The 25,938-nt window shown below is 65.3% G+C and carries 23 protein-coding genes and 2 tRNA genes; 18 read left to right on the forward strand and 7 right to left on the reverse strand.

Annotated features, from left to right (window positions below):
- Positions 1-119 precede the first annotated feature (119 nt).
- From gyrB to P5P27_RS19205, 5 genes are all read left to right on the forward strand, one after another.
- Positions 120-2,174, forward strand: a complete 2,055-nt coding sequence (gene gyrB / locus P5P27_RS19185; RefSeq protein WP_006896773.1) for a DNA topoisomerase (ATP-hydrolyzing) subunit B — start codon at positions 120-122, stop codon at positions 2,172-2,174.
- 91 nt (positions 2,175-2,265) lie between these two features.
- On the forward strand, positions 2,266-4,764 hold the full coding sequence (gene gyrA, locus P5P27_RS19190) for a DNA gyrase subunit A (RefSeq protein WP_006896774.1): 2,499 nt from the start codon (positions 2,266-2,268) through the stop codon (positions 4,762-4,764).
- Between the two features lie 53 nt (positions 4,765-4,817).
- The gene (locus P5P27_RS19195) at positions 4,818-5,732 is read left to right on the forward strand and encodes a DUF3566 domain-containing protein (protein WP_006896775.1); all 915 of its coding nucleotides are present in this window, start codon (positions 4,818-4,820) and stop codon (positions 5,730-5,732) included.
- A 61-nt stretch (positions 5,733-5,793) separates the two neighbouring features.
- Positions 5,794-5,870 (forward strand) — tRNA-Ile (locus P5P27_RS19200).
- 26 nt (positions 5,871-5,896) lie between these two features.
- A tRNA-Ala gene (locus P5P27_RS19205) sits at positions 5,897-5,969 on the forward strand.
- 151 nt (positions 5,970-6,120) lie between these two features.
- Here P5P27_RS19205 and P5P27_RS19210 read toward each other — a convergent pair.
- Entirely contained in the window at positions 6,121-7,287 is a 1,167-nt protein-coding gene (locus P5P27_RS19210) for an IS1249 family transposase (RefSeq protein ID WP_006898367.1), read from the reverse strand.
- 120 nt (positions 7,288-7,407) lie between these two features.
- Here P5P27_RS19210 and P5P27_RS19215 point away from each other — a divergent pair, with 120 nt between their 5' ends.
- Positions 7,408-7,749 carry a hypothetical protein gene (locus P5P27_RS19215; RefSeq protein ID WP_006896776.1) on the forward strand — a complete coding sequence of 114 codons (342 nt, stop codon included), beginning with the start codon at positions 7,408-7,410 and terminating at the stop codon, positions 7,747-7,749.
- Between the two features lie 97 nt (positions 7,750-7,846).
- Positions 7,847-8,422, forward strand: coding sequence for a dihydrofolate reductase family protein (locus P5P27_RS19220; protein ID WP_006896777.1), 576 nt, complete (start codon positions 7,847-7,849; stop codon positions 8,420-8,422).
- A 70-nt stretch (positions 8,423-8,492) separates the two neighbouring features.
- Here P5P27_RS19220 and P5P27_RS19225 read toward each other — a convergent pair whose 3' ends face one another.
- Both P5P27_RS19225 and P5P27_RS19230 read right to left on the reverse strand, forming a co-directional pair.
- Entirely contained in the window at positions 8,493-8,822 is a 330-nt protein-coding gene (locus P5P27_RS19225) for a PLD nuclease N-terminal domain-containing protein (RefSeq protein ID WP_006896778.1), read from the reverse strand.
- Between the two features lie 89 nt (positions 8,823-8,911).
- Entirely contained in the window at positions 8,912-10,030 is a 1,119-nt protein-coding gene (locus P5P27_RS19230; RefSeq protein ID WP_039867593.1) for an alpha/beta hydrolase, read from the reverse strand.
- Between the two features lie 153 nt (positions 10,031-10,183).
- On the opposite strand from P5P27_RS19230, the gene P5P27_RS19235 reads away from it, so the two are divergent.
- Both P5P27_RS19235 and P5P27_RS19240 read left to right on the forward strand, forming a co-directional pair.
- Positions 10,184-10,396 (forward strand): hypothetical protein, encoded by a 213-nt coding sequence (locus P5P27_RS19235; protein ID WP_006896780.1) that lies wholly within the window; start codon positions 10,184-10,186, stop codon positions 10,394-10,396.
- 88 nt (positions 10,397-10,484) lie between these two features.
- On the forward strand, positions 10,485-10,742 hold the full coding sequence (locus tag P5P27_RS19240; protein ID WP_006896781.1) for a hypothetical protein: 258 nt from the start codon (positions 10,485-10,487) through the stop codon (positions 10,740-10,742).
- Positions 10,743-10,826: 84 nt separating this feature from the next.
- On the opposite strand, the gene P5P27_RS19245 is transcribed toward P5P27_RS19240, so the two are convergent.
- Positions 10,827-11,021 (reverse strand): hypothetical protein, encoded by a 195-nt coding sequence (locus P5P27_RS19245; protein WP_006896782.1) that lies wholly within the window; start codon positions 11,019-11,021, stop codon positions 10,827-10,829.
- A gap of 144 nt (positions 11,022-11,165) precedes the next feature.
- Here P5P27_RS19245 and P5P27_RS19250 point away from each other — a divergent pair, with 144 nt between their 5' ends.
- Positions 11,166-11,858: a hypothetical protein gene (locus P5P27_RS19250; protein WP_045537129.1), complete on the forward strand. Its 693-nt coding sequence runs from the start codon at positions 11,166-11,168 to the stop codon at positions 11,856-11,858.
- On the opposite strand, the gene P5P27_RS19255 is transcribed toward P5P27_RS19250, so the two are convergent.
- From P5P27_RS19255 to P5P27_RS19265, 3 genes are all read right to left on the reverse strand, one after another.
- Positions 11,839-13,341 (reverse strand): CoA-acylating methylmalonate-semialdehyde dehydrogenase, encoded by a 1,503-nt coding sequence (locus tag P5P27_RS19255; RefSeq protein ID WP_062367459.1) that lies wholly within the window; start codon positions 13,339-13,341, stop codon positions 11,839-11,841. The genes P5P27_RS19250 and P5P27_RS19255 overlap by 20 nt on opposite strands.
- Positions 13,342-13,406: 65 nt before the next feature.
- Positions 13,407-14,564, reverse strand: a complete 1,158-nt coding sequence (locus tag P5P27_RS19260) for an iron-containing alcohol dehydrogenase (protein WP_045538787.1) — start codon at positions 14,562-14,564, stop codon at positions 13,407-13,409.
- Positions 14,565-14,741: 177 nt separating this feature from the next.
- Entirely contained in the window at positions 14,742-16,394 is a 1,653-nt protein-coding gene (locus tag P5P27_RS19265) for a sigma-54-dependent Fis family transcriptional regulator (RefSeq protein WP_006896786.1), read from the reverse strand.
- A 302-nt stretch (positions 16,395-16,696) separates the two neighbouring features.
- Here P5P27_RS19265 and P5P27_RS19270 point away from each other — a divergent pair, with 302 nt between their 5' ends.
- The 8 genes from P5P27_RS19270 to mftM all read left to right on the forward strand — a co-directional run bounded on the left by P5P27_RS19270 (position 16,697) and on the right by mftM (position 25,924).
- Positions 16,697-18,151: an aldehyde dehydrogenase family protein gene (locus P5P27_RS19270; protein WP_278125594.1), complete on the forward strand. Its 1,455-nt coding sequence runs from the start codon at positions 16,697-16,699 to the stop codon at positions 18,149-18,151.
- Positions 18,152-18,250: 99 nt separating this feature from the next.
- Positions 18,251-19,363, forward strand: coding sequence for an NDMA-dependent alcohol dehydrogenase (locus tag P5P27_RS19275; protein WP_006896788.1), 1,113 nt, complete (start codon positions 18,251-18,253; stop codon positions 19,361-19,363).
- 93 nt (positions 19,364-19,456) lie between these two features.
- Complete coding sequence (locus P5P27_RS19280; RefSeq protein WP_006896789.1) at positions 19,457-20,356, forward strand: DUF7973 family transport facilitator; 900 nt, start codon at positions 19,457-19,459, stop codon at positions 20,354-20,356.
- Positions 20,356-21,330, forward strand: a complete 975-nt coding sequence (locus tag P5P27_RS19285) for a LysR family transcriptional regulator (protein ID WP_006896790.1) — start codon at positions 20,356-20,358, stop codon at positions 21,328-21,330. The genes P5P27_RS19280 and P5P27_RS19285 overlap by 1 nt, the downstream gene beginning before the upstream one ends.
- The gene (locus P5P27_RS19290) at positions 21,317-22,093 is read left to right on the forward strand and encodes an enoyl-CoA hydratase-related protein (protein WP_006896791.1); all 777 of its coding nucleotides are present in this window, start codon (positions 21,317-21,319) and stop codon (positions 22,091-22,093) included. Before P5P27_RS19285 ends, P5P27_RS19290 begins: the two co-directional genes overlap by 14 nt.
- Positions 22,086-24,056 (forward strand): AMP-binding protein, encoded by a 1,971-nt coding sequence (locus P5P27_RS19295; RefSeq protein ID WP_006896792.1) that lies wholly within the window; start codon positions 22,086-22,088, stop codon positions 24,054-24,056. Before P5P27_RS19290 ends, P5P27_RS19295 begins: the two co-directional genes overlap by 8 nt.
- Positions 24,057-24,071: 15 nt before the next feature.
- Positions 24,072-25,073, forward strand: coding sequence for an acrylyl-CoA reductase family protein (locus tag P5P27_RS19300; protein ID WP_006896793.1), 1,002 nt, complete (start codon positions 24,072-24,074; stop codon positions 25,071-25,073).
- Positions 25,073-25,924 carry a mycofactocin oligosaccharide methyltransferase MftM gene (gene mftM / locus P5P27_RS19305; protein WP_081598116.1) on the forward strand — a complete coding sequence of 284 codons (852 nt, stop codon included), beginning with the start codon at positions 25,073-25,075 and terminating at the stop codon, positions 25,922-25,924. Before P5P27_RS19300 ends, mftM begins: the two co-directional genes overlap by 1 nt.
- The last annotated feature ends 14 nt before the right edge of the window (positions 25,925-25,938 follow it).

Here is a 25,938-nt window from a genome sequence, read left to right on the forward strand (position 1 = left end):
CGGCTTGAACCAAGTTCGTCGGTCTCCGTCGCTACTGGGGCGTGGTAAACGCGGCTCTGGGTTGATTACCAAGTACACTGGTCGGTAACTGTCCCCAACACGAATGGGAGCTGACCGGAGTGGCAGACACCAGCGGCAACGCACCTAAGAAGTCAGGCAAGTCCAAGCCGAGCGAATACGGTGCCGACTCGATCAGCATCCTCGAGGGTCTGGAAGCTGTCCGCAAGCGTCCCGGCATGTACATCGGTTCCACCGGTGAGCGCGGTCTGCACCACCTGATCTGGGAAGTCGTCGACAACTCGGTCGACGAGGCGATGGCCGGCTACGCCACCCGCGTCGACGTGACCCTGCTGGCCGACGGCGGCATCCGCGTCGTGGACGACGGTCGTGGCATGCCCGTCGGCATGCATGCGACGGGTGTGCCCGCGGTGGAGGTCATCATGACCCAGCTGCACGCCGGCGGTAAGTTCGACTCCGATTCATACGCGGTGTCGGGCGGTCTGCACGGCGTCGGCATCTCGGTGGTCAACGCGCTCTCCACCAAGGTCGAGCTGGAGATCAAGCGCAACGGTTCGGTGTGGCGGCAGACGTACACCAACGCCGAGCCGGGTCCGCTCGTCGAGGGCGAGGCCGCGTCCGGCACCGGGACCAGCGTCTCCTTCTGGGCCGACGGGAAGATCTTCGAGACCACCGAGTACAACATCGAGACGATCGCCCGGCGGCTCCAGGAGATGGCCTTCCTGAACAAGGGCCTCACCATCACGCTGACCGACGAGCGCGTCCACGAGGCCGTGCTCGAGGCGGAGGTGGAGGAGTCGGAGGACGGCGACGCCAGCATCAAGACCGAAGAGCAGAAGGCTACGGCCATCGCCAAGGTCAAGACGCGGACGTACCACTACCCGGACGGCCTCATCGACTACATCAAGCACCTCAACAGCCGCACCAAGGCCCCGATCCACAAGACCGTCGTCGGCTTCACCGCCAAGGGCGAGGGCCACGAGGTCGAGATCGCGATGCAGTGGAACGAGGGATACGCGGAGTCGGTCCACACCTTCGCCAACACCATCAACACCGCTGAGGGCGGTACTCACGAAGAGGGCTTCCGCGCGGCGCTGACCAGCACGGTCAATCGCTATGCGATCGACAAGAAGCTCATCAAGGAGAAGGACGGCAAGCTCTCCGGCGACGACATCCGAGAGGGTCTGGCCGCCGTCATCTCCGTCAAGGTGGCCGACCCGCAGTTCGAGGGCCAGACCAAGACCAAGCTCGGTAACACCGAGGTCAAGAGCTTCGTCCAGAAGACGTGCAACGAGCACCTGGCGATGTGGTTCGACGCGAACCCGGCCGAGGCCAAGACCATCATCCGCAAGGCCGCGGATTCGCAGCAGGCCCGACTCGCGGCGCGTCGCGCACGTGAGCTCGTCCGCCGCAAGACCGCGACCGACATCGGCGGCCTGCCCGGCAAGCTCGCCGACTGCCGCAGCAACGACCCCAGCAAGTGCGAGGTCTACATCGTGGAGGGCGACTCCGCGGGCGGTTCCGCCAAGTCGGGCCGCGACTCGATGTACCAGGCGATCCTGCCGCTGCGAGGCAAGATCATCAACGTCGAGAAGGCCCGCATCGACCGCGTTCTCAAGAACGCCGAAGTCCAGTCGATCATCACCGCCTTCGGCACCGGCATCCACGATGAGTTCGACATCAGCAAGCTGCGCTATCACAAGATCGTGCTGATGGCCGACGCCGACGTCGACGGTCAGCACATCGCGACGCTGCTGCTCACGCTGCTGTTCCGCTTCATGCGGCCGTTGATCGAACAGGGACACGTCTTCCTCGCGATGCCCCCGCTGTACAAGCTCAAGTGGCAGAAGGGCGCCGAGCCGGAGTTCGCGTACAACGACCGCGAGCGCGACGCGCTGCTCGAGGCCGGCCGCGCCGCGGGCAAGAAGATCAACCCGGACGACGGCATCCAGCGTTACAAGGGTCTGGGCGAGATGAACGCCAGCGAGCTGTGGGAGACCACGATGGATCCGGAGGTCCGCGTCCTCAAGCAGGTCACCCTCGACGACGCCGCTGCCGCCGACGAACTGTTCTCGATCCTCATGGGCGAGGACGTGGTGGCACGCCGCACCTTCATCGCGCGCAACGCCAAGGACGTTCGCTTCCTCGACGTCTGATCCGTCCACCGACTTCGACTCCGCGGATCCCGGCAGTGCCGGGGACCGCACCCGATGCCAGCACGCGGCGTTGGCCGCAGGAAAGTGATTCATGAGCGACGAAACTGATCTGCCAGAGAACAACGGCGGGGACCGCATCGAGCCCGTCGATCTCGGGCAGGAGATGCAGAACAGCTACATCGACTACGCCATGAGCGTGATCGTCGGACGCGCCCTGCCGGAGGTCCGCGACGGCCTCAAGCCGGTGCACCGCCGGCTTCTGTACGCATCATTCGACGCCGGTTTCCGTCCCGACCGCGGCTACGTGAAGTCGGCCCGCCCGGTGTCGGAGACGATGGGTAACTACCATCCGCACGGCGACAGCTCGATCTACGACGCGCTGGTGCGTCTGGCGCAGCCGTGGTCGATGCGGTACCCGCTCATCGACGGTCAGGGCAACTTCGGTTCGCGAGGCAACGACGGCGCCGCCGCCATGCGATACACCGAGGCCCGACTCACTCCGCTGGCCATGGAGATGCTGCGCGACATCACCGAGGAGACCGTCGACTTCATCCCGAACTACGACGGCAAGACGCAGGAGCCGACGGTGCTGCCGTCGCGCGTCCCGAATCTGCTGATCAACGGTTCCGGCGGCATCGCGGTCGGTATGGCGACCAACATCCCGCCGCACAATCTGCGCGAGGTCGCGGACGCCGTGTTCTGGGCGTTGGAGAACCCGGAGGCCGACGAGGAGGCGACGCTCGCCGCCTGCATGGAGGCCGTCAAGGGGCCGGACTTCCCGACCGCCGGACTGATCGTCGGCAGCCAGGGCATCCGCGATGCCTACATGACCGGCCGCGGCAGCATTCGGATGCGCTCGGTGGTCGACATCGAGGAGGTCAAGGGCACCACTCAGCTGGTCGTCACCGAGCTCCCGTACCAGGTGAACCCGGACAATCTGATCAGTTCGATCGCCGAGCAGGTCAACGACGGCAAGCTCAAGGGCATCAGCAAGATCGAGGATCAGTCGTCCGATCGTGCCGGCCTGCGCATCGTCATCACCCTGCGACGTGACGGCGTGGCTCGCGTGGTGCTCAACAACCTGTACAAGCACAGCCAGCTGCAGACCAACTTCGGCGCCAACATGCTGTCGATCGTCGACGGTGTGCCGCGCACCCTGCGGCTCGACCAGATGATCCGCCTCTACGTGGCGCATCAGATCGACGTCATCATCCGGCGCACCCGGTACCGGCTGCGCAAGGCCGAGGAGCGCGCACACATCCTGCGCGGCCTGGTGAAGGCGCTCGACGCGCTCGACGAGGTCATCGCCCTCATCCGCGCGTCGGCCAACACCGAGGCGGCACGGACCGGCCTGATGGATCTGCTCGACATCGACGAGATCCAGGCCGATGCGATTCTGGCCATGCAGCTGCGTCGACTCTCGGCTCTCGAGCGGCAGAAGATCATCGACGAACTCGCCGAGATCGAGCGCGAGATCGCCGACCTGAAGGACATCCTGGCCCGCCCGGAACGCCAGCGCGCCATCGTCAGGGACGAACTCAAGGAGGTCGTCGACAAGTACGGCGACGATCGCCGCACCCGGATCATTCCGGCCGAGGGCGATGTGACCGACGAGGACCTGATCGCCCGCGAGGACGTCGTCGTCACGATCACCGAGACCGGGTACGCCAAGCGCACCAAGACCGATCTCTACCGCAGCCAGAAGCGCGGAGGCAAGGGAGTCCAGGGCGCCGGATTGAAGCAGGACGACATCGTCGCCCACTTCTTCGTCTCGAGCACCCACGACTGGCTGCTGTTCTTCACCACCAAGGGTCGCGTCTACCGCGCCAAGGCCTACGAACTGCCGGAGGCCAACCGCACCGCCCGCGGCCAGCACGTCGCGAACCTGCTGGCCTTCCAGCCGGAGGAGCGGATCGCGCAGGTGATCCGGATCTCCGGCTACGACGACGCGCCGTACCTGGTGCTCGCCACCCGCAACGGACTGGTCAAGAAGTCGCGGCTGGACGCCTTCGATTCCAACCGCTCCGGCGGCATCGCGGCGATCAATCTACGGGGCGACGACGAGCTGGTCGGCGCGCGGCTGTGCAGCGCCGACGACGACCTGCTGCTGGTGTCGAAGAAGGGTCAGTCGATCCGCTTCACCGCGGACGACGAGACGCTGCGGCCGATGGGACGTCAGACCTCGGGCGTGCAGGGTATGCGGTTCAATGCCGACGATGAGCTGCTCAGCCTCACCGTCGTCCGGCCCGACACCTTCCTGCTGGTCGCGACGTCGGGCGGCTACGCCAAGCGGACCGACATCGAGGAGTATTCGGCGCAGGGCCGCGGCGGCAAGGGCGTGCTGACGATCCAGCACGATCCCAAGCGCGGCGACCTGGTGGGTGCTCTCGTCGTCGATCTCGACAGCGAGATCTACGCGATCACCTCCAGCGGAGGCGTGATCCGGACCAAGGCCAAGCAGGTCCGAAAGGCCGGCAGGCAGACCAAGGGCGTGCGCCTGATGAATCTGTCCGAGGGCGACAACCTCATCGCGATCGCGCGCAATGCGGACGAGCCCGATGAGGACGAGGGCGCGGCAGACGACAACTAGCCCATCTCAGCGGTTAGGGTTTGGGGTAGTACCCGTTCAGTGAGGAATCGCCTGTGAGCACACCGAATCAGCCGGACGACAAGAACGTCGAACGCGGGGTCGTGCCCCCGCCGTGGAAGCGTGCGGAGACCTCCGCCGCGACCGGGCTGACCGCGGGGGAGATGGCCAAGGCCGCCGGGACGGTCGGCGACGACCGTCCCGGCGGTCCGCCCCCGCGCGGCGTTGTCTCGGGTGCTTCCCCGCGGACGGAGTCGAAGCCACCGGTCCCGTCGAGTCCGCCCTCCGGTCCGATGCCGGCGGTCAAGGCTCAGCAGGGGCCGACGCCTCAGCCCGGAAAGCCCGGTCCTGCGGGACCGCCGGCCGGCGCCCAGCCGGGTGCGAACCAGCCGGGTGCCAAGCCGCAGGCCCCGGCCGCTCCGGCTGCTGCGGGAGCGGCCAAGCCCGCCCCCTTCGTCGAGTCGGAGACGCGGAACATTCCGCGCGAGGATCTCGCACCGAAGGACGAGCTGCCCGATCTGGACTCCATTCATCACACCGAGCAGGCGAAGGAACAGGCCATCGCCCGCGCCGCGAGTCAGACGATCCCTGCCCGGGCCGTCGGCACGCCGCTGCGCGCCGCGGTTCAGATCCGCCGCGTCGACCCGTGGTCGGTGTTCAAGGTGACCGGGGTCCTCTCGGTCGCGGGGTTCTTCATCTGGATGATCGCCGTCGCCATCCTCTACGGCGTGCTGGGCGGCATGGGCATCTGGGATCAGATCAACAGTTCCTTCGGCACGCTCGTCAGTGCGGACGGCAGCACCAGCGGTCAGGACTTGATCAGCGGCGGCCAGGTATTCATGTTCAGTGCGCTCTTCGGTGTCGTCGCTGCGATTCTTCTCACAGCCCTCGCCACCATCTCGGCCTACATCTACAACGTGTGCGCGGACATGGTCGGTGGTGTCGAGGTGACGCTCGCGGATCTTGACTAGCGCTGTGACCAGCCGTTTTGGAGATGTATCGCGGTTCGGGTAATCTTCATTCTCGGTTCAAGGGCCTATAGCTCAGGCGGTTAGAGCGCTTCGCTGATAACGAAGAGGTCGGAGGTTCAAGTCCTCCTAGGCCCACCAGAATTCACCGGCCGGTGACCCGGCACGGGGCCTTAGCTCAGTTGGTAGAGCGCCGCCTTTGCAAGGCGGATGTCAGGAGTTCGAATCTCCTAGGCTCCACTATTTCGACAGAAGTCAGAGCTACTCCCTCTCACGAGGGGTAGCTCTTTTCCGTCCTCGGGCACATTCCGAGGCACCACACCACCAAGAATGGCCAACCTCGGGTTAAAGGCCAGAATGTGTGTACGGTTCGGGCGTGGCGTCGGGTGGTTTACCGGTTTCGGCCTCCCCATCCGTGTTGGATGCCGTTGCCGTCTTCCCAGTTGAAGCCTGTGTCGTAGGCGGCGGGCCCGATCTGCTCGTCCTCGACGGGCGTTTCCTTCGGTCGCTGCGGTGGTGGGTTGTGGTGCTCTTCGCGGACCAGGCTCCACGGATCGTGTGGGTGGGCGGTGAGGCTGTTGAGCTTCCATTCGGCGGCTCGGCGGGCGTGCTCGGTCAGAAGTCCTCGGTGAGCGCGGAACAGGTCTTTGAGACCTTTGTTGGGGCCGCCTTCGAGCGGTGAGGTGGTCCGCGGCAGGGGGTGCTCTTCATCGGTCAGGCGGGGGTCGATCCAGGTGAACAGGTGCTCTTCTGAGATCAGCCGCCGGAACAGTCCTCGGGTCTTGCGTAGGTCGCGGTGGGTGTACCACCAGGTGCTGGTCTCGGCGACGCCCTTCGGGCGCACAGTGTGCGGGCGGGCGTAGGTCCGGTGCCGGAGGAATCGGTCGTGCTTGATTTCCCAGTCGTTGTAGGCCTGAAGCCAGAGCACGGCCTGCTCGGAATTGCGGATGTTCATCAAAGCGGTTGTCAGAGTGACAATTTCACGGGCAGCATCGAGTCGGGGTTTGAAGGTGTGGTGGCGGCGCACGGTCTGGAAGATGTGGAAGTAGCAGCGCTGGACTCGAGTGGTGGGCCAATCGTCAGCGATCGCGGCGAGCAGGCCGCGGCCACCGTCGATGACCGCGACGTGCGGGGCGGGTTGGCGTTGCAGGATTTGCTGCCAGGCGATCTTCTTCTCGCGGTCGCACCATTGCCAGTCGACGACGTGGGTGCCGTCGAAGGCGATCAGCAGGCACCAGGATTGGAAGTAGGTGCCATCGAGCATCAATACCTGGGCCGGCTCAGTCGGGGGTGCAGGTGGTGGGACTTCGATGTTCCAGCACCAGGAGCGTGATCGGCGGAACGTGCGGGCGCTGATGTGGTCGGGTTGTCGGCCGTGCAGGAGCCAGGTGAGGAACGCGGTGAGTTCGGCTTTGCGGGTGATGTCGGGGCGTTTCTGGGTGCTGGAGGCGCCGCAGTCTTTGCAGCGCCAGCGGGTGCGGCCGGCGCTGGTGGTTCCGTTCTTGACGAGCTTGCGGCCGCATACACCACATGAGGGGGAATTCCGAGAACCTGACACCGAACATGCTTTCAAAGCATGTCCGGCGCACTGTCAGTCGAGGTCAGACACCGGAAACCAGCGTATCTGTACACACATTTTGGCCTTTAACCCCCAACCTCCCGGGTAGCGTGCGAAGCCATGAGCGCCATCCCCAGTCACTGGATCCCACACCGTCGTGAGGACGGAGAAGTCGTCGGATGGATCGACCTCGAGTCTCAGGCGCCCGACCTGATTCCGTTCGACCGTCTGGGCCGGCCGCTGGAGCCAGTGGCCGATTGGTCCGCAGCCGAGGAAGCACTCGAAGAGCGCGGGCTGGGGTTCCTGCGCAACCGGTTTCACTACCGCGGATACACGGTGCGGATCCGGCAGCTCTACTCGGATCGCGTCATTGTCACCACCGCGGTCTCCGACGCCATCGGTGACGTCGGCGACGAATTCACACTCCCATTCCCTGCCGGAGAAGTGCTCACCGAGATCTAGTCGAGTTCCCGCCGCATTGTCACCGTCGACCGTCTCCCGACCGGTGATCCGTCGTACGCTGCACTGAGCTGGAACTTCACGAGCTGAGGAGAGAGCGATGCGACCACTCCGATACTCGATCAACGTGACGCTCGACGGGTGCTGTCATCACGAGGCGGGGATCGCGCCGGACGAGGAGTCGATGGCCTACTGGACAGCCGAGATGGCGAGAGCCGATGCTCTGCTCCTCGGCCGGGTGACGTATCAGATGATGGAGTCGGCGTGGCGGAGACCGCCGACCGGCGTATGGCCGGACTGGATGGAACAGTGGGAGGTTCCGTTCGCGGAGGCGATCGACGGGGCGAAGAAGTACGTGGTGTCGAGCACCCTGGCCACCGTCGACTGGAATGCGGAGTTGGTGTCGGGAGATGTCGGGGAAGCGGTTCGGCGGCTCAAACAGGAACCTGGCGGGGGACTGTGGGTCGGCGGAGTGACGCTCCCGCTGGCCTTGGCCGACTCGGGCCTCATCGACGAGTACGAGTTCATCGTCCAGCCGGTCCTGGCCGGGCACGGGCCGACATTGCTGTCGGGTCTGCGCGAGCGCATCCGACTCGAGCTGGTGCACCGTGAGGAGTTCCGGTCGGGGGCGATGGCTTTGCGCTACCGGCGTGTTGAGAATCCGGGCGGACAGTAGAGACGCGCTCCTCAGTCCGCTGAATCCCGACCGGCACGCGCCGTCCGTTCACGATGGCCGTGCGGCGCAGTCACTCCCCATCGTCTTCGGCACGGCGGCGCTGCGCCTCGGCCCGTTCGCGAACCCGGCGACGGAACTCCTCTTCCTCGCGGGCGGCGATCGCCGCCTTGTACTCGGGACGCTCGTATTCGGGGAAGCCGGTGGTCCGGGGTGGCACGGGAGCACCGCCTTCGGGGCGGCCGACCAGGAACCAGACCAGCGATCCGGCCAGCGGAATCAGGATCACGATCAGCACCCAGGCGACCTTCGGCAGGTGACGGACGCGGAACTCGTCGGCGATGATCACGTCGATCAACGCCGCCACCCAGATCAAGAAGACGATTCCACCGAGATACGGCATGCTGACTCCCCCATAGCAGTCGAAACGGATGCCTCACGGTAGCGCAGTACGCACCGCGCCGGAGGCGGGGAAGCCGGAATCGCCCGAGTTCAGGGCACCGGTGCGACGGTCGGCTGGGGCCGCGGGTCGGATTCGAGGTTCTCCTTGGCGAGCTCGCGAATCGTCGTGAACACGCGCTTGGCGGACTCGGCCCACGGCATCAGGATGGGGAAGACGTGGAACATGCCGGGTTCCTCCATCGCATGCAGATTCACGCCGCCCTCGCGCAACCGCTCGGCGAACTCCCGGATCGCGTCGCGGAACATCTCCTCGCCGCCCCAGCACACGAACGTGGGTGGGAACCACTCCGGATCCGGATGGCTGTAGACCGCCGAGACCCGCTCGTCGTTGGGCTGGATGCCCCGGAGATAGAAGGTGACGGGGATGTTCCAGGGCAGGACATCCTTCGACGCGTTGTCGACGATGGAGTCCTGCGACAGGTCGAGGTCGACCTCGGGCGAGAACAGCACCAACGACCGCGGCTTCGGCATGCCCTGCTCCTGCAGGTAGACGACCAGCGAGGTGCTGAGCCCGCCGCCGCCGGAGTCGCCGGCGACGATGATGTCCTCGGCGGGGATACCGAGGTCCATCAGCCCCTGGTAGGCATCGGCCGCGTCGTGCAACGCGGCGGGGAACGGGAACTCCGGCGCCATCCGATAGTCGGGGATGAACACCTGGCATCCCGTGAGGCGGACGAGTGCTGCAGCGAACATCAGATACATGTTCGGGGTGGTGCCGAAGTAGCCGCCGCCGTGCAGATACAGGATGGTCTTGTCGCGCGCCTTCACCTCCGGATCGGCCTCGCGCACGGCGACCTTCTCACGGCACCAGACGCCCTCTTGGCCGCCGACGACGTCGCTCTCGATCTCGACGCCGCCGAAGTATCCGACCACCGGATGGAGGATGGCCCCGCACACGGTGTCGAGGATCTTCTCCATGGAGCGGAAATCCTCGATCGGCAGGCTGACCGAGTATCCCAGGAACGATCGGACCGTGGCCCGGGTGACGGACTGACCTATGTTGTCGAGGATTCCCCCTGCGCCCTGGAAAGGCCGACTGAAGGGCACCCGAGCCAGCCCGTTGAGCATGTTGTCGACCAGACCCACCACCGTCAGCGCGGTGATCGGTCCGGAGGCTGTCTTCACACCGTCGCGGTCTGCCATAACCATGGCTCTCAGGATAGTGACAAGACCGTGCCGGACCGCGGTATCGGCCGACCACCGCATTCTCGATCCGATGCGGCGTCGGGGTTTGACGCCCGTGCACACGGGTACTCACTGACTGTGGGGGAGAACGCCCCACCTGAGGGAAGGAGAGTTCTCATGGCAGATCCGAACAACCCCGGCCAGTTCGGTAACCGGTCGGACACAGAGGAGCAGGCCCGCAAGGGCGGAGAGTCCAGCCCCGGTCAGTTCGGTTCGTCCGAAGGCGCAGACCCGCATGAGGCGGGCAAGAAGGGCGCCGAGAACGAGCCCCACGAGGCCAAGGTCCGCGGCGGCGAGCACAGCCACGGCGGCGGAGGCGGTCAGAGCTGAGTCGACTGACCGTCGGCGGCGGACGGGGGATCTCCCTGTCCGCCGCCTTCTGGCCGTTGCACAGCAGACCGACGGAAGGAGAGCCGACATGGCGGTCTGTGACATATGCGGAAACGAGTACAAACATGCGCTGCTGATCTCGGTGGAGGGCCGTGAAGGACGCGGCGTCTACGACAGCTTCGAGTGCGCGATTGCGGGACACGCGCCCCGCTGCACGGTCTGCGACACGCCGATCATCGGGCACGGCGTGCAATCGGACGGCAGGGTGTTCTGCTGTGTGCACTGCGCCCAGCGCGGCGGAGACACCGAACTGGTCGACCGGGTCGGCACGGCGACGCTGCATTGACCTGCGGCGACCCGCGGCCTCGGCCCGCACGACAACCGCCCACCTCTACGTCGGGGTGGGCGGCTTCGCGTGTGCGCGTCGAGCCTAGACCGGTGTGATCGCACTCGCGATCGCCGAGCCGGTGAACGCCATCCGGCGGCCGTCCTGCTCGAACTGCACCTCGAGGAAGTCGACCGGGAAGTGCCGCACGGCCACCACGACGCAGTCGGCGACGTGACCGGACGCCAGACGGCACCGCACGCTGGTCCCGGGGGCGTATTCCACAGTTGTCGCGGTCATGACGTGCTCCTTCGGTTCGCTGTCGGTGAGTCCTCTCCGGCTACCCCGAGCGGAGCGATCCCAAACACCGGCGATCGATGGTTGGCCGTGCGGTGATCCGGGTACTCGTCGGTGGTCCGACGAACCGAGCCTCAGGAGGAAGCCATGCCGGCAACGAGCACGAGTTCGCTCGTCGAGAAGACTTTCGCGACTGTGGCCGGTCTGCGTCACGGCCGCGCCGTCCATCGACACGGTCTGGTGTGCGCCGGCGACGCCACAATCGAAGCCGAGCAGCTGCCGCTGGCATCGGGTCCGACAGTGGTGCGGATATCGAAGGGACTCGGCACCCCGGCCGGGCTGCCCGACCTCGTCGGAGTGGCCCTCCGACTGCCGACCGGAGACACCGACGACGTCGGCGAGCCCCGGCACTGGGATCTCCTGCTGTCGGGTCCGGTGCGCAGAATCGGTGTCGTCGACGTCCCGACCCCGACTGCCACGTGGAACGACCTCGAGGTCTCGACGATCAGTCCCTTCGCGTGGCAGGGCGAACACTGGACGGTGTCGGCGCGACTGCTGGCCCCGCACGTCCTCGGAGGCCTTGATCTCGCCTCGCTCGCCGACGCACTGCAGGCGGGCGGTGGCCTGTCGTTGGAGGCGCGACGGACAGATCACCGCACACCGCTCGGGTTCGTCGATCTGACGCGGGTCGGCGTCGATCCCGATGTGGCCTTCGATCCGGTCGACACGATGCCGTCGGGTGTCGAACAGGTACCCGCCTGGCTGGGCTCGCTGCGGCGTAACGCCTACCGGGGAAGCAGGCGCGGCCGGCCGGCTCCGCCTACTTCGCGGTCGGCATGACGAATTCCGCAGCGGAGCTTCGCCCCTGCGGCCAACGGATCGTCGCCGTCTTGTACCGCGTGTAGAACCGGACGCCCTCCCTGCCGTGGATATGGTGGTCGCCGAACAACGAGCGCTTCCAGCCGCCGAAGGAGTGAAACGCCATCGGGACCGGAATCGGGACGTTGATCCCGACCATCCCTGCCCTGACTCGCGAAATGAACGTGCGCGCGGTACCGCCGTCGGCAGTGAACAACGCAGTCCCGTTGCCGAATTCGTGGTCGTTGACGAGTTCCAATGCCTCCTCGAACGACTCGGCTCGCACCATCGCGAGAACGGGCCCGAAGATCTCCTCACGGTAGATCCGCATCTCGGGAGTCACATGATCGAACAGTGAAGCACCAAGGAAGAAGCCGGGTCCATCGCACCGGTCTCGGCCGTCCACAACGAGTTCCGCACCGTCTTCCACACCGGCCGACAGGTAGGAGATCACCCGATCGCGATGCTCGCGTGTAATCAACGGACCCATCTCCACGTCGGGCTCGGTGCCCGCACCTACGCGCAATGCTGCGATCCGCTCGACGAGTCTGTCGCGGACTGCTTGCGCGACCCCGTCTCCGATGGGCACGACGACGGAGATTGCCATGCAGCGCTCGCCGGCCGAGCCGAAGGCCGATCCCATCAGGGCATTGACCGCGCTGTCTATGTCCGCGTCCGGCATGACCACGAGGTGGTTCTTGGCGCCGCCGAGCGCCTGCACGCGTTTGCCGGACTCGGTAGCGGTCCGGTAGATGTGCTCCGCGATGGGCGTCGACCCGACGAAACTGACGGCTTCTACTCGCGGATCCGTTATCAGGGCGTTCACAACCGTCTGACCGCCTTGGACGACGTTGAAGACTCCGTCCGGCAAGCCCGAGTCGGCGAGCATTGATGCCATCTTCAACGCCAACGTGGGCACCTTCTCGGATGGCTTGAGAACGAAAGTGTTGCCGCAGACCAGTGCGATCGGGAACATCCACATCGGAACCATGGCCGGAAAGTTGAACGGAACCACACCGACCACCACGCCGAGAGGCTTCCTCATCGACATTCCGTCGACGTTCGTTCCGACGTTCTCTGTGAACTCGCCTTTCATGAGATCAGGTATGCCACAAGCGAATTCAACGACTTCGATACCGCGTTGCAGCTCGCCCCTCGCATCGTCTAGAACCTTGCCGTGCTCGTCGCAGATGATCGCGGCGAGATCGTCGATGTCGGCGAGCAGGCGGTCCCGGAACGCGAACATCACCCTGGCGCGAATGTGGGGCGGTGTAGCAGACCAGCTTTCGAAGGCTCGGTGCGCCGCCGCAACCGCGGCCTCGGCGTCGGTACGGGAACCCGCGGGGACCCGTTTGGTCACCTCGCCGGTGGCAGGACGGTAGACGTTGGTGGCGTCGGGACTGTCGGAGGTGGCAGTGCGGCCGTTGATCCAGTTCCCGACGGTATCGATGGTGGTTGAAGGCATGGGTACTCCTCAGGTGTGCATGTAGGCAGGGTGGAAGTGATTCCGAACAGTGTCGAAGTAGAGAGTCAGTACACGCGCCGATAGATTTCGCAGATCTCGTCGGTGCTCGGAACTACCGGATTGTTCTGCGGGGAGCCCGATGCGAGTGCCTGTTCGGCCATGGTCGGCAGAAGCGCGGACCAGCGCTCGGGCTCGATCCCCAACTCGCGCGGGCTGGGTACGCCCAGATCATGGTTGAGGTGCTTCAATTCGTCGAGGAACAGCCTGCTCGCGACCTCGTCCGAATCTTTGTCGCCGGCGACGCCGTATGCGCGGGCACAGTCGGCGTAGCGGGATAGGGCACCCGGCAACGAGTACTCGGCGACCGTCGGAAACAACATCGCGTTCGACAGTCCGTGACTGATATGGAAGTGAGCCCCGAGAGGCCGGCTCAGGCCGTGCACCAGAGCAACACTCGAATTGGAGAACGCGATGCCGGCTTGTGTCGCCGCCAGCATCATCTGCTCGCGCGCATCTTCGTCGGAGCCGTCCGCATAGACACGACGCAGGCAGGAGCCGATAGTCGAAATTGCGGTGAGGGCGAACCCGTCGCTGAACGGATTCGACTTCACGCTGACGTACGCCTCCACCGCGTGCGTCAGAGCGTCGATGCCGGTGTCGGCGGTGAGTCGTGGCGGCATCGACATGGTCAGTTTGAAATCGATGATCGCTGCTGTCGGCAGGAACGCCAGGCCGGGGCACAGCATCTTCTCGCCGGTCTCCGAATCCGTGATGACCGTGAACCGCGTGGCCTCCGACCCACTGCCCGCGGTCGTCGGAATCGCGATGAGTGGCAGCAACGGTTGATCGGTCGACGTCGGAGCTTTGAAGTCGCGCATCGGGCGATCGGTGGTGGCGAGCAGCGCAACCGCTTTCGCTGTGTCGAGGGAGCTGCCGCCGCCGAAGCCGATCACGGCGTCGCACCCATCGGCGCGCACCATCTCGGCGGCGGGCTGCAGGGAATCGGTCGTGGGATCGGGGATCACGCGGTCGAAGACGCTGCAGTCGACGCCGGCAGCCGACAGGGCTCCGGCGATCCGGGCCACCGCACCCGTCGACGTCAGAAACTGATCGGTGACGATCAACGGCCGTCGACTCCCGAGATCGGCGAGAACTGCGGGAAGATCGTTCAAGGAGTCGGCGCCGACCCGCAGTATGCGGGGCAAAGCGATGAGGTTGGACATGAGACGGCCTCTGGTCGGGAAACGGGTCGACTGTGACTCTGCTTCACCGCAGACGGCTCGACAACGGCCAGATCCACACATCCCTGTGCGTTGTTGCACGACCTCCCGCAGCCTTCGCCAAGCACGCGAGCAAGAGCAATGCTCATACTTCGCTGGTATGGCCCGACGCGGGTCGGTCTACACGGTGATTCCGTACTCCTTGATGTGGTGGTAGAGAGTGCTGCGACTGATGCCCAGGTAGTCGGCCGCGTGGGCCTTGTTCCCGTGGCATATCTCCATGGCTCGCATGATCGCGTCGCAACTCGCCTGCTGCCACGGTGTCATCTGCTTCGTCGTGGCCTTCATCCGCAAGGCGATCGGCAGATCAGTGACATCGATGAGAGTGCCCCGAGAGCGCTCCAGCGAGCGCAACACCCCTGCGAGTTCCCGGTGGTTGCCTGGCCATGAGTACGATTCCAGGACACGGGTGGCGTGAGGTGTGAAGCGGTACCGGACGCCAGGTCCCGCGACTTCATTGAGCAGATCGATGAGCTCGGAACGCTGATCGCGGAGAGCCGGCAGATCCAGACGATCTTCGAACAAGTCGAGCAGGCGGGCATTGTCAGCGTCCCCCGGTCTCGGGGCGGATGTGGCGGCTAGAACTCGCTGCGCCTGACCGACGAGCAGATTCTCGGTGAGGTTGCGGGCGGACTGGGGCAGTAAGTCGAGATTGTCGATCGTCAGCACTTCGCGACCGGGATCGTTGATCAACGACCGCAGTCTGTTCTCGACCTCGGTGGGATCATCGGTCCGCCCGTCGATCGCATGGCGAGCCCGCCCGCCAGCCGCGCCGGCCAATGCTGTGGTGCGACCACTACCCGGCTCACCCACGATCACGCCCGAGCGGCAGCTGTCTCGAATGTCGTCGACCCAGTTCTGCACCCGGCTCCAATAGCGCAGGCGGTCGGCAGTGCGAGGTACAGCCGGACGTTGACGAGCCTGTACACGGATCAGGACTCCATCGGCGCCGTCGATCGGCTCCATCTCGACACGGGCGGTGTTGCCACTGGTCAATTCGAGTTCCGTACGTGTGGCTGTCCGCACCCCGTCGGCCAGTTGCTGCAGGGCCGAGACGTCGGTTGCGGACAGAGTGCGAGCTGCCATCGAACTCTGCAGAACCATTGCCCGAGAGAGCGCCACGACGACTGCGGCGGGGTGCCGGGCCGCGTCCTCGAAGGCTCGGATCACTGACCGTGTGCTGCCACTCGAGGTGCTCCGAATGTTCCGTTCGATCTCCGCGATCGCCGTGTCGATGAACGGTCGCATCAGTCCCGATTCGGCTCCGGCGACACTCATGATGTCGAGTACGCCCATCAGTCGGCCGTTCAGCGGATTGAAGATCGGCCGGCCGTAGCAGCTGTAGCCGTGGAGATCTTGTACGTAATGCTCAACGCCGCGGACGAACAGTGGGCGCCGGGTCTCGAATGGGGTCGCCAGCGCGTTGGTGCCGGTTGTGTCTTCGCGCCACACAGCTCCCGGCGTTGCGCCGATCCTTTCGACCACGTGATCGATCTGGGCGCACCCGTTCACCGTGGTCAGGATCTCTGCTTGAGCGCCGATGAGCATGACGGACAAACGTTCGCCCTCGATCCCGGCGCACATACGGCGAAGCACGGGAGTTGCAGCGCGGAAGAGCCGGCTCCCCGTGTCGATGCCGTCAGTGGTCGGCGGATCCATCGGTTTGGACGGGTCGAGTCCGTACTGCTGAGACCTCATCCACGACGCGTGCAGCGCGCGGTCGGACCAGAGCGCTCCGCGCGATGTGAGTGTGACTGCGTCGTTATTGCTCATGGGGTCGGACCTCTCGCTATCCCGACTGGGAAGACCAGCGCATGCATACGCGATGGCCTGACATGCCGCCTGTTCCTGTGAGTTCCATCACTGGAGTTCAAAGCCAGTCTATCGAATGTTCTGCCGACGGAAACCGGCGATTTCAGGTGTACGGATACCGAACACATACGTGTGACGCAAGTCGCAACACTGAATCGTGTCGCTCTTCCCGGTACGCCGACCGGACCCGCCGTGGCTCTCACGAAGCGCTGTGCGAGGCGACCTCCACTGTGCCGGGTGGCACTCGAATCGAGAGGAATGCAATGACCTCAGTTACACCTCCAGCCACTGCTCTGACCTTCGATCTGGCGACGAAGAGGTACGGGCAGTTGATCAACGGGCGGCTCGTCGACGGAGCTTCCCAGGTGTCGGTGATCGACCCGGGGACGGCCCAGCAGGTCGCGACCACGCCGGCGGCATCGGTGGAACAACTCGATGACGCCGTGGAAGCGGCGAAGCGGGCGCTGCCAGGGTGGTCCGCGCTCAGCGTCGATGCGCGCGGTGCGATTCTGCATCGGATTGCCGACGTCCTCGTCGAGCACCACGAGAAACTCGCGCATCTGACCACCCTGGAACAGGGAAAGCCGATCGCGCAGGCGCGTGACGACGTCAGTTGGTCGATCGACTTCACTCGGTACTTCGCCGACTATCGACTGCCGAACGAAGTACTGCGTGACGACGAGAACGGCTACGTCGAACTGCGTCACCGACCGGTCGGTGTGGTCGGTGCGATCACTCCGTGGAATTTCCCGCTGTTCCAAGCGCTCTACAAGCTCGCTCCCGCATTGATCGTCGGAAACACGATGGTCCTGAAGCCGTCGCCGACCACTCCGCTGGCGACGATGCACTTCGCAGAACTCGTCCGCGACGTGATTCCGCCCGGCGTGTTCAACGTCGTCGGAGATGCCGGCGACCTCGGAGCCCACCTCACCGGGCATCCAGGCATCAACAAGGTGTCGTTCACCGGCTCAACGGCGACTGGCCGCCGTGTGATGGATGCCTGCGGCCCCACTCTCAAGCGGCTCACCCTCGAACTCGGTGGCAACGACGCAGCGATCGTTCTCGACGACGCGGATGTCGAGAAGACCGCCGAAGGGCTGTGCACCTGGGCCTACGCCAATGCCGGACAGGTCTGCGTCTCGATCAAGAGGATCTATGCACCCTCGTCGATGTACGACCCGCTGGTGGAGGCCCTCGCTCGGCGAGTGTCGGAACTGACCGTCGGGCACGGCCTCGACGAGGACACTCGGCTGGGCCCGGTGCAGAATGCGGCGCAATACGAGAAGGCCCGCGCCAGCCTGGAGTTGGCACACGAGCACGGGACGGTCGTCGCCGGCGGCCACATGCTCGACCGGCCCGGTTACTACGTCGAACCGACGCTTCTCCGTGATGTCGACGAAGACAGCCCATTGGTCAGAGAAGAGACCTTTGCTCCGATCCGTTCGGTTCTCCGCTACGACGATCTCGAGGACGCGATCGACCGTGCCAACGACACGCCGTATGGCCTGGGGGCCTCTGTCTGGGGGACTGACACCGACCGAGCCGTCGCAGTCGCCGACCGCCTCGACGCCGGGACCAGCTGGATCAATCATCACTTCCAGCTGACCCCCGACGTGCCGTTCGGCGGAGTGAAGCAGTCAGGCCTCGGCGCGGAGTTCGGTCGCATCGGCGTCGAGGGATTCGTCGACGTCCACGTGGTGAACCTCAAGCGATCCTAGCCGGGTCGATACGCACCTACCCGTCCCTCCGAACGTGCCGCATGCGGTGCGGTCGGGCCGCATCCACCCATTAATCAGTCCCCACCACAAGGAGAAGTCATGAAAACTCTCGCAGCAGTCGTCGTAGAGCCCGGAAAGCCGATCGAGATCGAGGAACTCACGCTGGCCAAGCCGGGTCCGCACGAGGTCTTGATCCAGTACCAGTACGGCGGTCTCTGCCACTCGGACGTGCACATCGCGATCGGTGACACCATCGCCAGGCTGCCGATGGTGCTGGGTCACGAGGGTGCGGGAATCATCCAGGAGGTCGGCCCGGGCGTCACCCGCGTCAAGCCCGGCGACCACGTCATCTGTTCGTTCACCCCGGCCTGCGGCCGCTGCAAATACTGCGCCACCGGCCGGCAGTCGGTGTGCGACATGAACGCCGCGATGCTGGAAGGTCATCTGGAAGGGCCGCGTTGGCCCATCAGTGGTCCGCGCGGACAGTACGGTGCCATGTGCACCCTGGGCACTTTCAGCCAGTACAACGTGATCAACGAGTACTCCGTGGTGAAGGTCGACGACGATATTCCGCTCGACAAGGCCGTGCTCGTCGGTTGCGGCGTCCCTACGGGTTGGGGTTCGGCGGTGTACGCCGCGGACACCAAGCCCGGTGACATCGTGGTGATCTTCGGTATCGGAGGCATCGGCATCAACGCGGTGCAGGGCGCCAAGCACGCCGGTGCCGAGCACATCATCGTCATCGACCCGCTCCAGAACAAGCGGGACAAGGCCATCGAACTGGGCGCGACCCAAGCATTCGACAATGCCGCCGACGCGAAGCTAGCCGTTGATGAATTGACCAACGGCCAGGGCGCCGAGTCGGCCATCATCACGACGGATCTGATCACTGCGGAGCAGGTCAGTGCAGGATTCTCGATGATCGGGCGCTGCGGCACTCTCGTGCTCACCGCGTTGAACCGGATCGATGAGATCACGGTCAAGGTTCCCAGCACTGAGATGAGCTACTTCCGAAAGACGATCAAGGGCTCGCTGTTCGGTGACTGCAATCCCACGTACGACATCCCGAAGCTCGTCCGGATGTATGCCGACGGAAAGCTCAAGCTCGACGAACTCGTCACGAGGGAGTACAGCCTCGAGCAGGTCAATGAGGGCTACGACGACCTCCTCGCGGGCAAGAACATCCGCGGAATCATCAAGCACCAGCACTGACCGATCGCGCTGCGGCGCCGCGTCGTCGATCCCACTTCGATCGGCGGACGGCGCCGCAGCGGCGCACGCCAGAACCTTATGTGAGGAACCACCATGACACTCACCGTGAGCGAACTCGTCGGTGCGGCCGGCGGGGGTGCGCTCGGAGCAGCGCTGGGCGCAATCGGCGCCTTTTCGCTGATGGGCGTGATAGTCGTCGTCGCAACGCTGATGACAGCGATCAGTCCAGACGCCGAACTCGTCCAGAACCTGGCGTTCGGGCCCGTCTTCGGTCCGCACGTGATGTTCGCCGGCGGCGCCGCCGCTGCGGCGTATGCGGCGCACATCCGTCGTCACGAATCCGGCCGCGACATCGCCAAGCCGCTGATCACCTATGACGCGATGTCGATCATCGGGGTCGGGGCCGGCTTCGGAGTCGTAGGCCAACTGCTGGCCCGTGCAGTCGAGCAGCTCCCGACGTGGCATGCATCGGACGGTTCGGAGGTCGCATTGGTCGATTCGCTCGCGGTGAGTGTCGTGTTGACCGCGTTGATCGCCGCGGTGCTCTGGGCGCGTACGCCCGCGCCGGTGCGCCTCGAGTGGTTGCCCTGGCAGCACCGACTGTCGTCGGTGCTCGTCGTCGGCGCAGCCGGTGGGGCGATCGCCGGGTCGGTGTTTCTGGCATGGCCGCAGGACTCGCGGCCGATGGTCGGACTGTTTCTGTACGGCGCGTCTGCGGTGACCCTGTTGGCACTGGTGTTCGGCGCGGCGGTGCCGGTAACGCACCACATCACTCTCCCCGCGGCTCTGGCGGCAGGTGTTGCAGCAGCGCACACCGGCGAGTCCACGTGGATTCTGGTGTCGGCTGTGCTCACCGGCATCGTCTCGTCGCTTGTCGCCGAGGGCTGGGCTCGGCTGATACTGGAACGCTGCAGGATCCATCTCGATCCGCCCGCCTTCGCGATCGCGGTCATGGCGACGCTGTTGGCGTTGATCAAGATCGGGGTCGCGTGATGGGTCCGGCTCGGCCATTGCACGGGAAGGTCGGCGCGGACGATCTGCTGATCCTCCTCGCAGTCGCACGCAACGGTTCCATCACCGGCGCCGCGGCCCGCCTCGACGTCGATCACTCGACAGTGAGTCGACACATCGCGCGGATGGAGAGAAAGGTGGGACGGCGGCTGTTCGACCGATCACCGAACCGATGGCAGCTCACGGAGACGGGACGCCGGCTGCGGGCTATCGGAGAACGGATTGAACACAGCATCGACGATGCGGTCCGGGTCGTCGACTCAGACCCCGGGGACGGAGTGTGCGGACCCGTACGCCTCCTCACTCCCGATGCCTTCGGTTCGTACCTGGCCCCGCATGCGCTCGCATCGGCACTGCGCAAGCACGGATCGCTGCGGATCGAGTTGCTCACGTCGACCACCCAACTCGATCTGCGCAATTGCGAGTACGACGTCGCCGTCTCGTTGGAACCGCCTCCCTCGCGCGCGGTCGTCTCTCGGAGCCTGTGCACCTATTCCTTGGGGCTGTTCGCGTCCGTGGAGTACATGGCGACGCACGGTCCGATCGCCGGAATCGAGGATCTGCGGGCGCACCCTCTCGTCTACTACCTCGACGGCTGCCTCGATATCGCCGCTCTGCGAGTACTGGACGGCCTCCTGCCCGGCGTATGCCCGCGGGTGCAGTCGAACAGCGTCGGCGCTCAGATTCAGTCGGTCCTCGCCGGTCACGGCATCGGATTGCTTCCGAACTACGCCACCTCATTCCATCCGGGCCTCGTGCCCGTGCTGCCCGACTGTGTCGCGGTCGGACAGCAGTACTGGATCGTCGTGCCTTCGGCGGTTCAGCGGGCGCCCCACGTCCGCGTCGTCGTGGACGCCCTGATCGAGAGGCTGTCCGGGCATCTCGACCCCTCATCCGCGTCCCCTGGCCAAAGTCCCTTCACACAAGGAGTTCTCCTCAGCGATGTCCGAATATGACACTCTTACTCTCGCCGTCGGCGATGACCGCGTGGCCCTTCTGACTCTGAATCGGCCCACGGCGCTCAACGCGTTGAGCTCGCAGATGATGCGGGAATTCACCGAGGCTCTCGACGAGGTGACACGCGCTGACGCTCGCGTCCTGGTACTCACAGGGGCCGGGCGGGCGTTCGCCGCAGGCGCCGACATCGCCGAGATGCGCGATCGCACGTTCGGAGAGATGACCGACGCCGACCATCTCTCCGCTTGGGAGCGGCTCGCAGCACTGCGTATTCCCACGATCGGTGCGGTCAACGGGTTCGCGCTCGGTGGCGGTTGCGAGATCGCCATGATGTGCGATCTTCTGTTCGCCGGTGAGGGCGCTTCGTTCGGACAGCCCGAGATCGCACTCGGGATAATCCCCGGCATCGGCGGAACGCAGCGGCTGACTCGCGTGGTGGGCAAGCCACAGGCGATGGATCTGATCCTCACCGGGCGTCGGATAGATGCCGATGAGGCCTTCCGTCTGGGTCTGGTCAGCCGTGTGGTACCCGACGACGAGGTTCTCGACTCGGCGATGACCGCCGCACGTCAGATCGCCGGCTTCTCCTCGAGGGCGGTCCGGGCGGCCAAGGAATGCGTGCTGCGCGCTGATCAGACATCGCTCTCCGAAGGTCTCCTCTTCGAACGCCGGTGGTTCCACTCGTTGTTCGCATTCGCAGACCAGACAGAAGGCATGACAGCGTTCCTCGACAAGCGTCCGGCGAGGTTCAGTGATGACTGACAATCGTCCATCCCAGGGCAACGAGCCCGATCGATACACGCGCGCAGCCGCCGACGCGGCACACGACCTCGGCCAGTTCTGGTTATCGGCGGCGCGTGACATCGACTGGGAGAACCGGCCACGTGATCCGTTCCATGAGAGGACCGACGGCACCGCCGACTGGTTTCCCGGCGCGAGCATCAACACGGCCTACAACGCGCTCGATCGTCATGTCGCCGCAGGGAACGGTGACCGTGCTGCGCTCGTATATGTCTCACCGCTGACTGGCCGCGAAGAGACCATCACCTACGCACACCTGCTCGACGACGTCCGCCGTGCCGCGGGCGCGCTGAGCCGACTCGGGGTCGGCGTGGGAGATCGCGTCCTGGTCTACTTGCCGATGATCCCGGAGGCGGTGGTCACGATGCTGGCCTGCGCCCGACTGGGCGCGGTGCACGCGGTGGTCTTCGGGGGCTTCGGGTCCGCCGAACTGGCCGTACGGATCGACGATGCGCGGCCGACCGTGATCGTCACCGCGACCGGGGGCTTGGAGCCGGGACGAACGGTCCCGTACTTGCCGTTGCTCGATGCGGCGCTGGAGGAGGCCGGCCACTGTCCGCGGCACGTCATCGTCGTCGATCGGCCGGAAGTTCCTCCGCCCCCAGACAGGGTCGTCGTCTGGCCCGCGGACGAATGGGCCGAGCACGACTGGGGAGAGTTGCTGGCCTCGGCCGGACCAGTCGACCCGGTGCCGGTGCCCTCCGCGGCCCCGCTGTACATCCTCTATACGTCGGGCACCACTGGACTGCCGAAGGGAGTAGTCCGTGACAACGGTGGCCATGCGGTTGCCATGGCGTGGTGCATGCGTCATGTCTACGGCGTGGAGCCGGGGGACGTGGTCTTCGCCGCCAGCGACATCGGATGGGTGGTGGGCCACTCATTCATCGTCTACGGCCCCCTCATCGTGGGTGCGACGACTGTACTGTTCGAAGGCAAACCGGTGGGGACGCCCGACGCCGGTGCGTTCTGGGACATCGTCGAACGGTATCGGGTCAACGTGCTCCTCACCGCACCGACCGCGATGCGTGCTGTTCGGCGCGAGGACCCGAATGGAACCATGCTCGCCGAGCGCGATCTGTCCAGCCTGCGCGGCTTGTTCCTGGCCGGGGAGCGTCTCGATCCGGACACTCAGCGCTGGTTGGGTGAGGTGCAGTCGTCTCCGGTCATCAACAACTGGTGGCAGACCGAGACCGGATGGCCTGTGATATCGAATTTCCTCGGTCTGACGTACTACGAACCCCGTCCGGGTTCGTCGACCAAGCCCGTTCCCGGCTTCACTGTGGAGATCCTGGGACCCGACGGCGATCCGGTTCCCCAGGGCCGAGAAGGAGCAGTGTGTCTGCGTCTCCCGCTGCCTCCAGGCGCACTGATCGGCATATGGGGTGATGAGGGCCGACTGGCGCAGACCTATCTGACGGAACATCCCGGCTTCTACAGTTCCGGCGACGGAGGCTGTATCGACGCCGATGGTTACGTCTACATCTTGGGCCGGACCGACGATGTCATGAACGTCGCCGGCCATCGAATGTCGTCCGGGCAGATAGAGGCCGCGATCTCAGAGCACCCTGGTGTGGCCGAGTGCGCGGTCGTCGGAGTCCGCGACGAGCTGAAGGGTCAGCGCCCGCACGCGATTCTGGTGCCGGCCATCGACTACACGGACCGGACAGGCGAATTGCAGAGTGATGTTGCGACGCTGGTGCGCAACAGAGTCGGTCCGATCGCATCGCTCGGCGGAGTCCACGTAGTCGGCGCACTCCCGAAGACCCGGTCGGGCAAGATCGTTCGCCGCTGCCTTCGCCAGCTACTCGACGGCGCAGATCCAGATGTCCCACCCACGATCGAGAACCCGGCCGTCGTCGCCGATCTCGTACGAATTCTCGATACGCGGCGCGCGAATGACCCAGCACGCCGCGGCAACACCTAATTCCAGGAGGAATACATGTCCACTTTCCAGGCCCTCACGGCCGTTCTCGACGAGGACTCGATCCGCGCAGAGTTCGCCGACCGCGAGCGGCAGCCCCTTAGTCCAGGCGACCTGCGTCTCGAGATCGCCTATTCGAGTGTGAACTTCAAAGACGCTCTCGCATTCGCGCCTCGCGGGGGAGTGGTCCGCAACTACCCGATCGTCCCGGGAATCGATATCGCAGGTGTGGTCACCGAGTCGGCGTCACCAGACTTCGCGGTCGGCGACCACGTGATCGCCCATGGTTACGAGATCGGCACCGCTCGCGATGGTGGTTACGCTCAGGAATCTGTGGTTCCGGCCGACTGGGCGGTGAAGCTGGAGACCCTGACATTGCGCGAGGCCGCCACGATCGGCACCGCGGGTTTCACTGCTGCGATGAGCGTTGCCGCAATTCTCGACTGGGGCGTCGCGCCTGCTTCGGGGCCGGTGATTGTCACCGGCGCCACCGGTGGAGTGGGTTCGGCGAGTATCGATCTGCTGGCCGCAAAGGGATTCGACGTGGTCGCGTCGACGGGGAAGTCGACAGAGGCAGACCGTTTGCGCGCATACGGCGCGAGTGAGGTCATCGGTCGTCTGCCCTTGGATCCGGACGCTAAGCCGCGCCCCCTCGGCCGTGCGCGGTGGGCCGCGGCGGTGGACTGCGTCGGGGGCGCCACGCTGGCCGACATTCTCAGTACCACTCACTACGGAGGCGTGGTCGCGGCCAGCGGACTGACGGGCGGCGCCCAGCTCAGTACCACGGTCATGCCGTTCATTCTGCGCGGAGTCGGCCTTCTCGGCATCGACTCGGTGCAGATGCCGATCGATCGTCGGCGTGCACTGTGGCGTCGGATCGAAACCGAATTGAAGCCGCGCAACCTGGACTCGATCGGAGTCGGTGTGCACATCGGGGAAGTGCCGGACGTCGTCGAACGCCTGCGTCGAGGTGAGTTCACCGGACGCGCGGTGATCGACATGAGCCGGGGGTGGCCGTGATGGAACTGCTGAACGCATCGGTACCGCGCCTGGAGCCCGGTCGGGTGAAAGTGCGCGCCGCACGCCGTGGCGAGTTGCTCGAGGGCGACGGACTGCTGTCGTGGTTCGTCAGCCAGGACGGAAGCATCTCCCTGGTACACAACTTCACCCCGACCACCCTCCGTGACGACACGCTGGTGGGCGCGCTCTCCTCGTTGGTCGACATCGGGGCTCTGGCGGGACAGGCCGAGTTCGAAGCGGCGGCCGTGGAGATCATCCAGACGTCCGGCCCTACGGCGTCGCAAGGATGGAAGGCCTTCTACGACAACACCCTTCGCAGTCTCAGTGACGGCACAGCGGCCTTCGCACCGATCCACCGACGTGCGCGGTCGCTCGTCGAGGGCGAATCGGTTCTCGAGGTCGGCAGTTGCTTCGGCTTTCTCGCTATCCAGTTCGCGCGGGACGGCAGAGCCGTCTCCGCATGCGATGTGAGTCCCGGTGCGATCTCGTTGTTGGACGACGCGTCGCGTCGGTACGGGCTGAGCGTGAACTGTGAAGTCGCAGACGCGACTGCACTGCCTTATCCGAGCGCGAGCGTCGACACGGTGACTCTGATCCACCTCCTCGAGCACCTGGAGTCGGCAGAGGTGCTCGCCGCGGTCTCCGAGGCCCTCCGAGTCGCTCGCCGCACGGTGGTCATTGCGGTGCCTCTCGAAGAGACGCCGAGCGAGCACTTCGGTCACCGGCAACGGGTCACGATGGAGACGCTTCATTCGTGGGCAGATCAGGTCGCACACGCAGGAGCGGAGGTATTCGCCGATCATGGCGGCTGGTTGGTGCTGAGGCCTGTTTCGGAACCAGTCCAGTCCTGACAGTCCTCCGGCCG

The organism is Gordonia sihwensis, assembly GCF_029632925.1.
GTDB classification, from domain to species: Bacteria; Actinomycetota; Actinomycetes; order Mycobacteriales; family Mycobacteriaceae; genus Gordonia; species Gordonia sihwensis.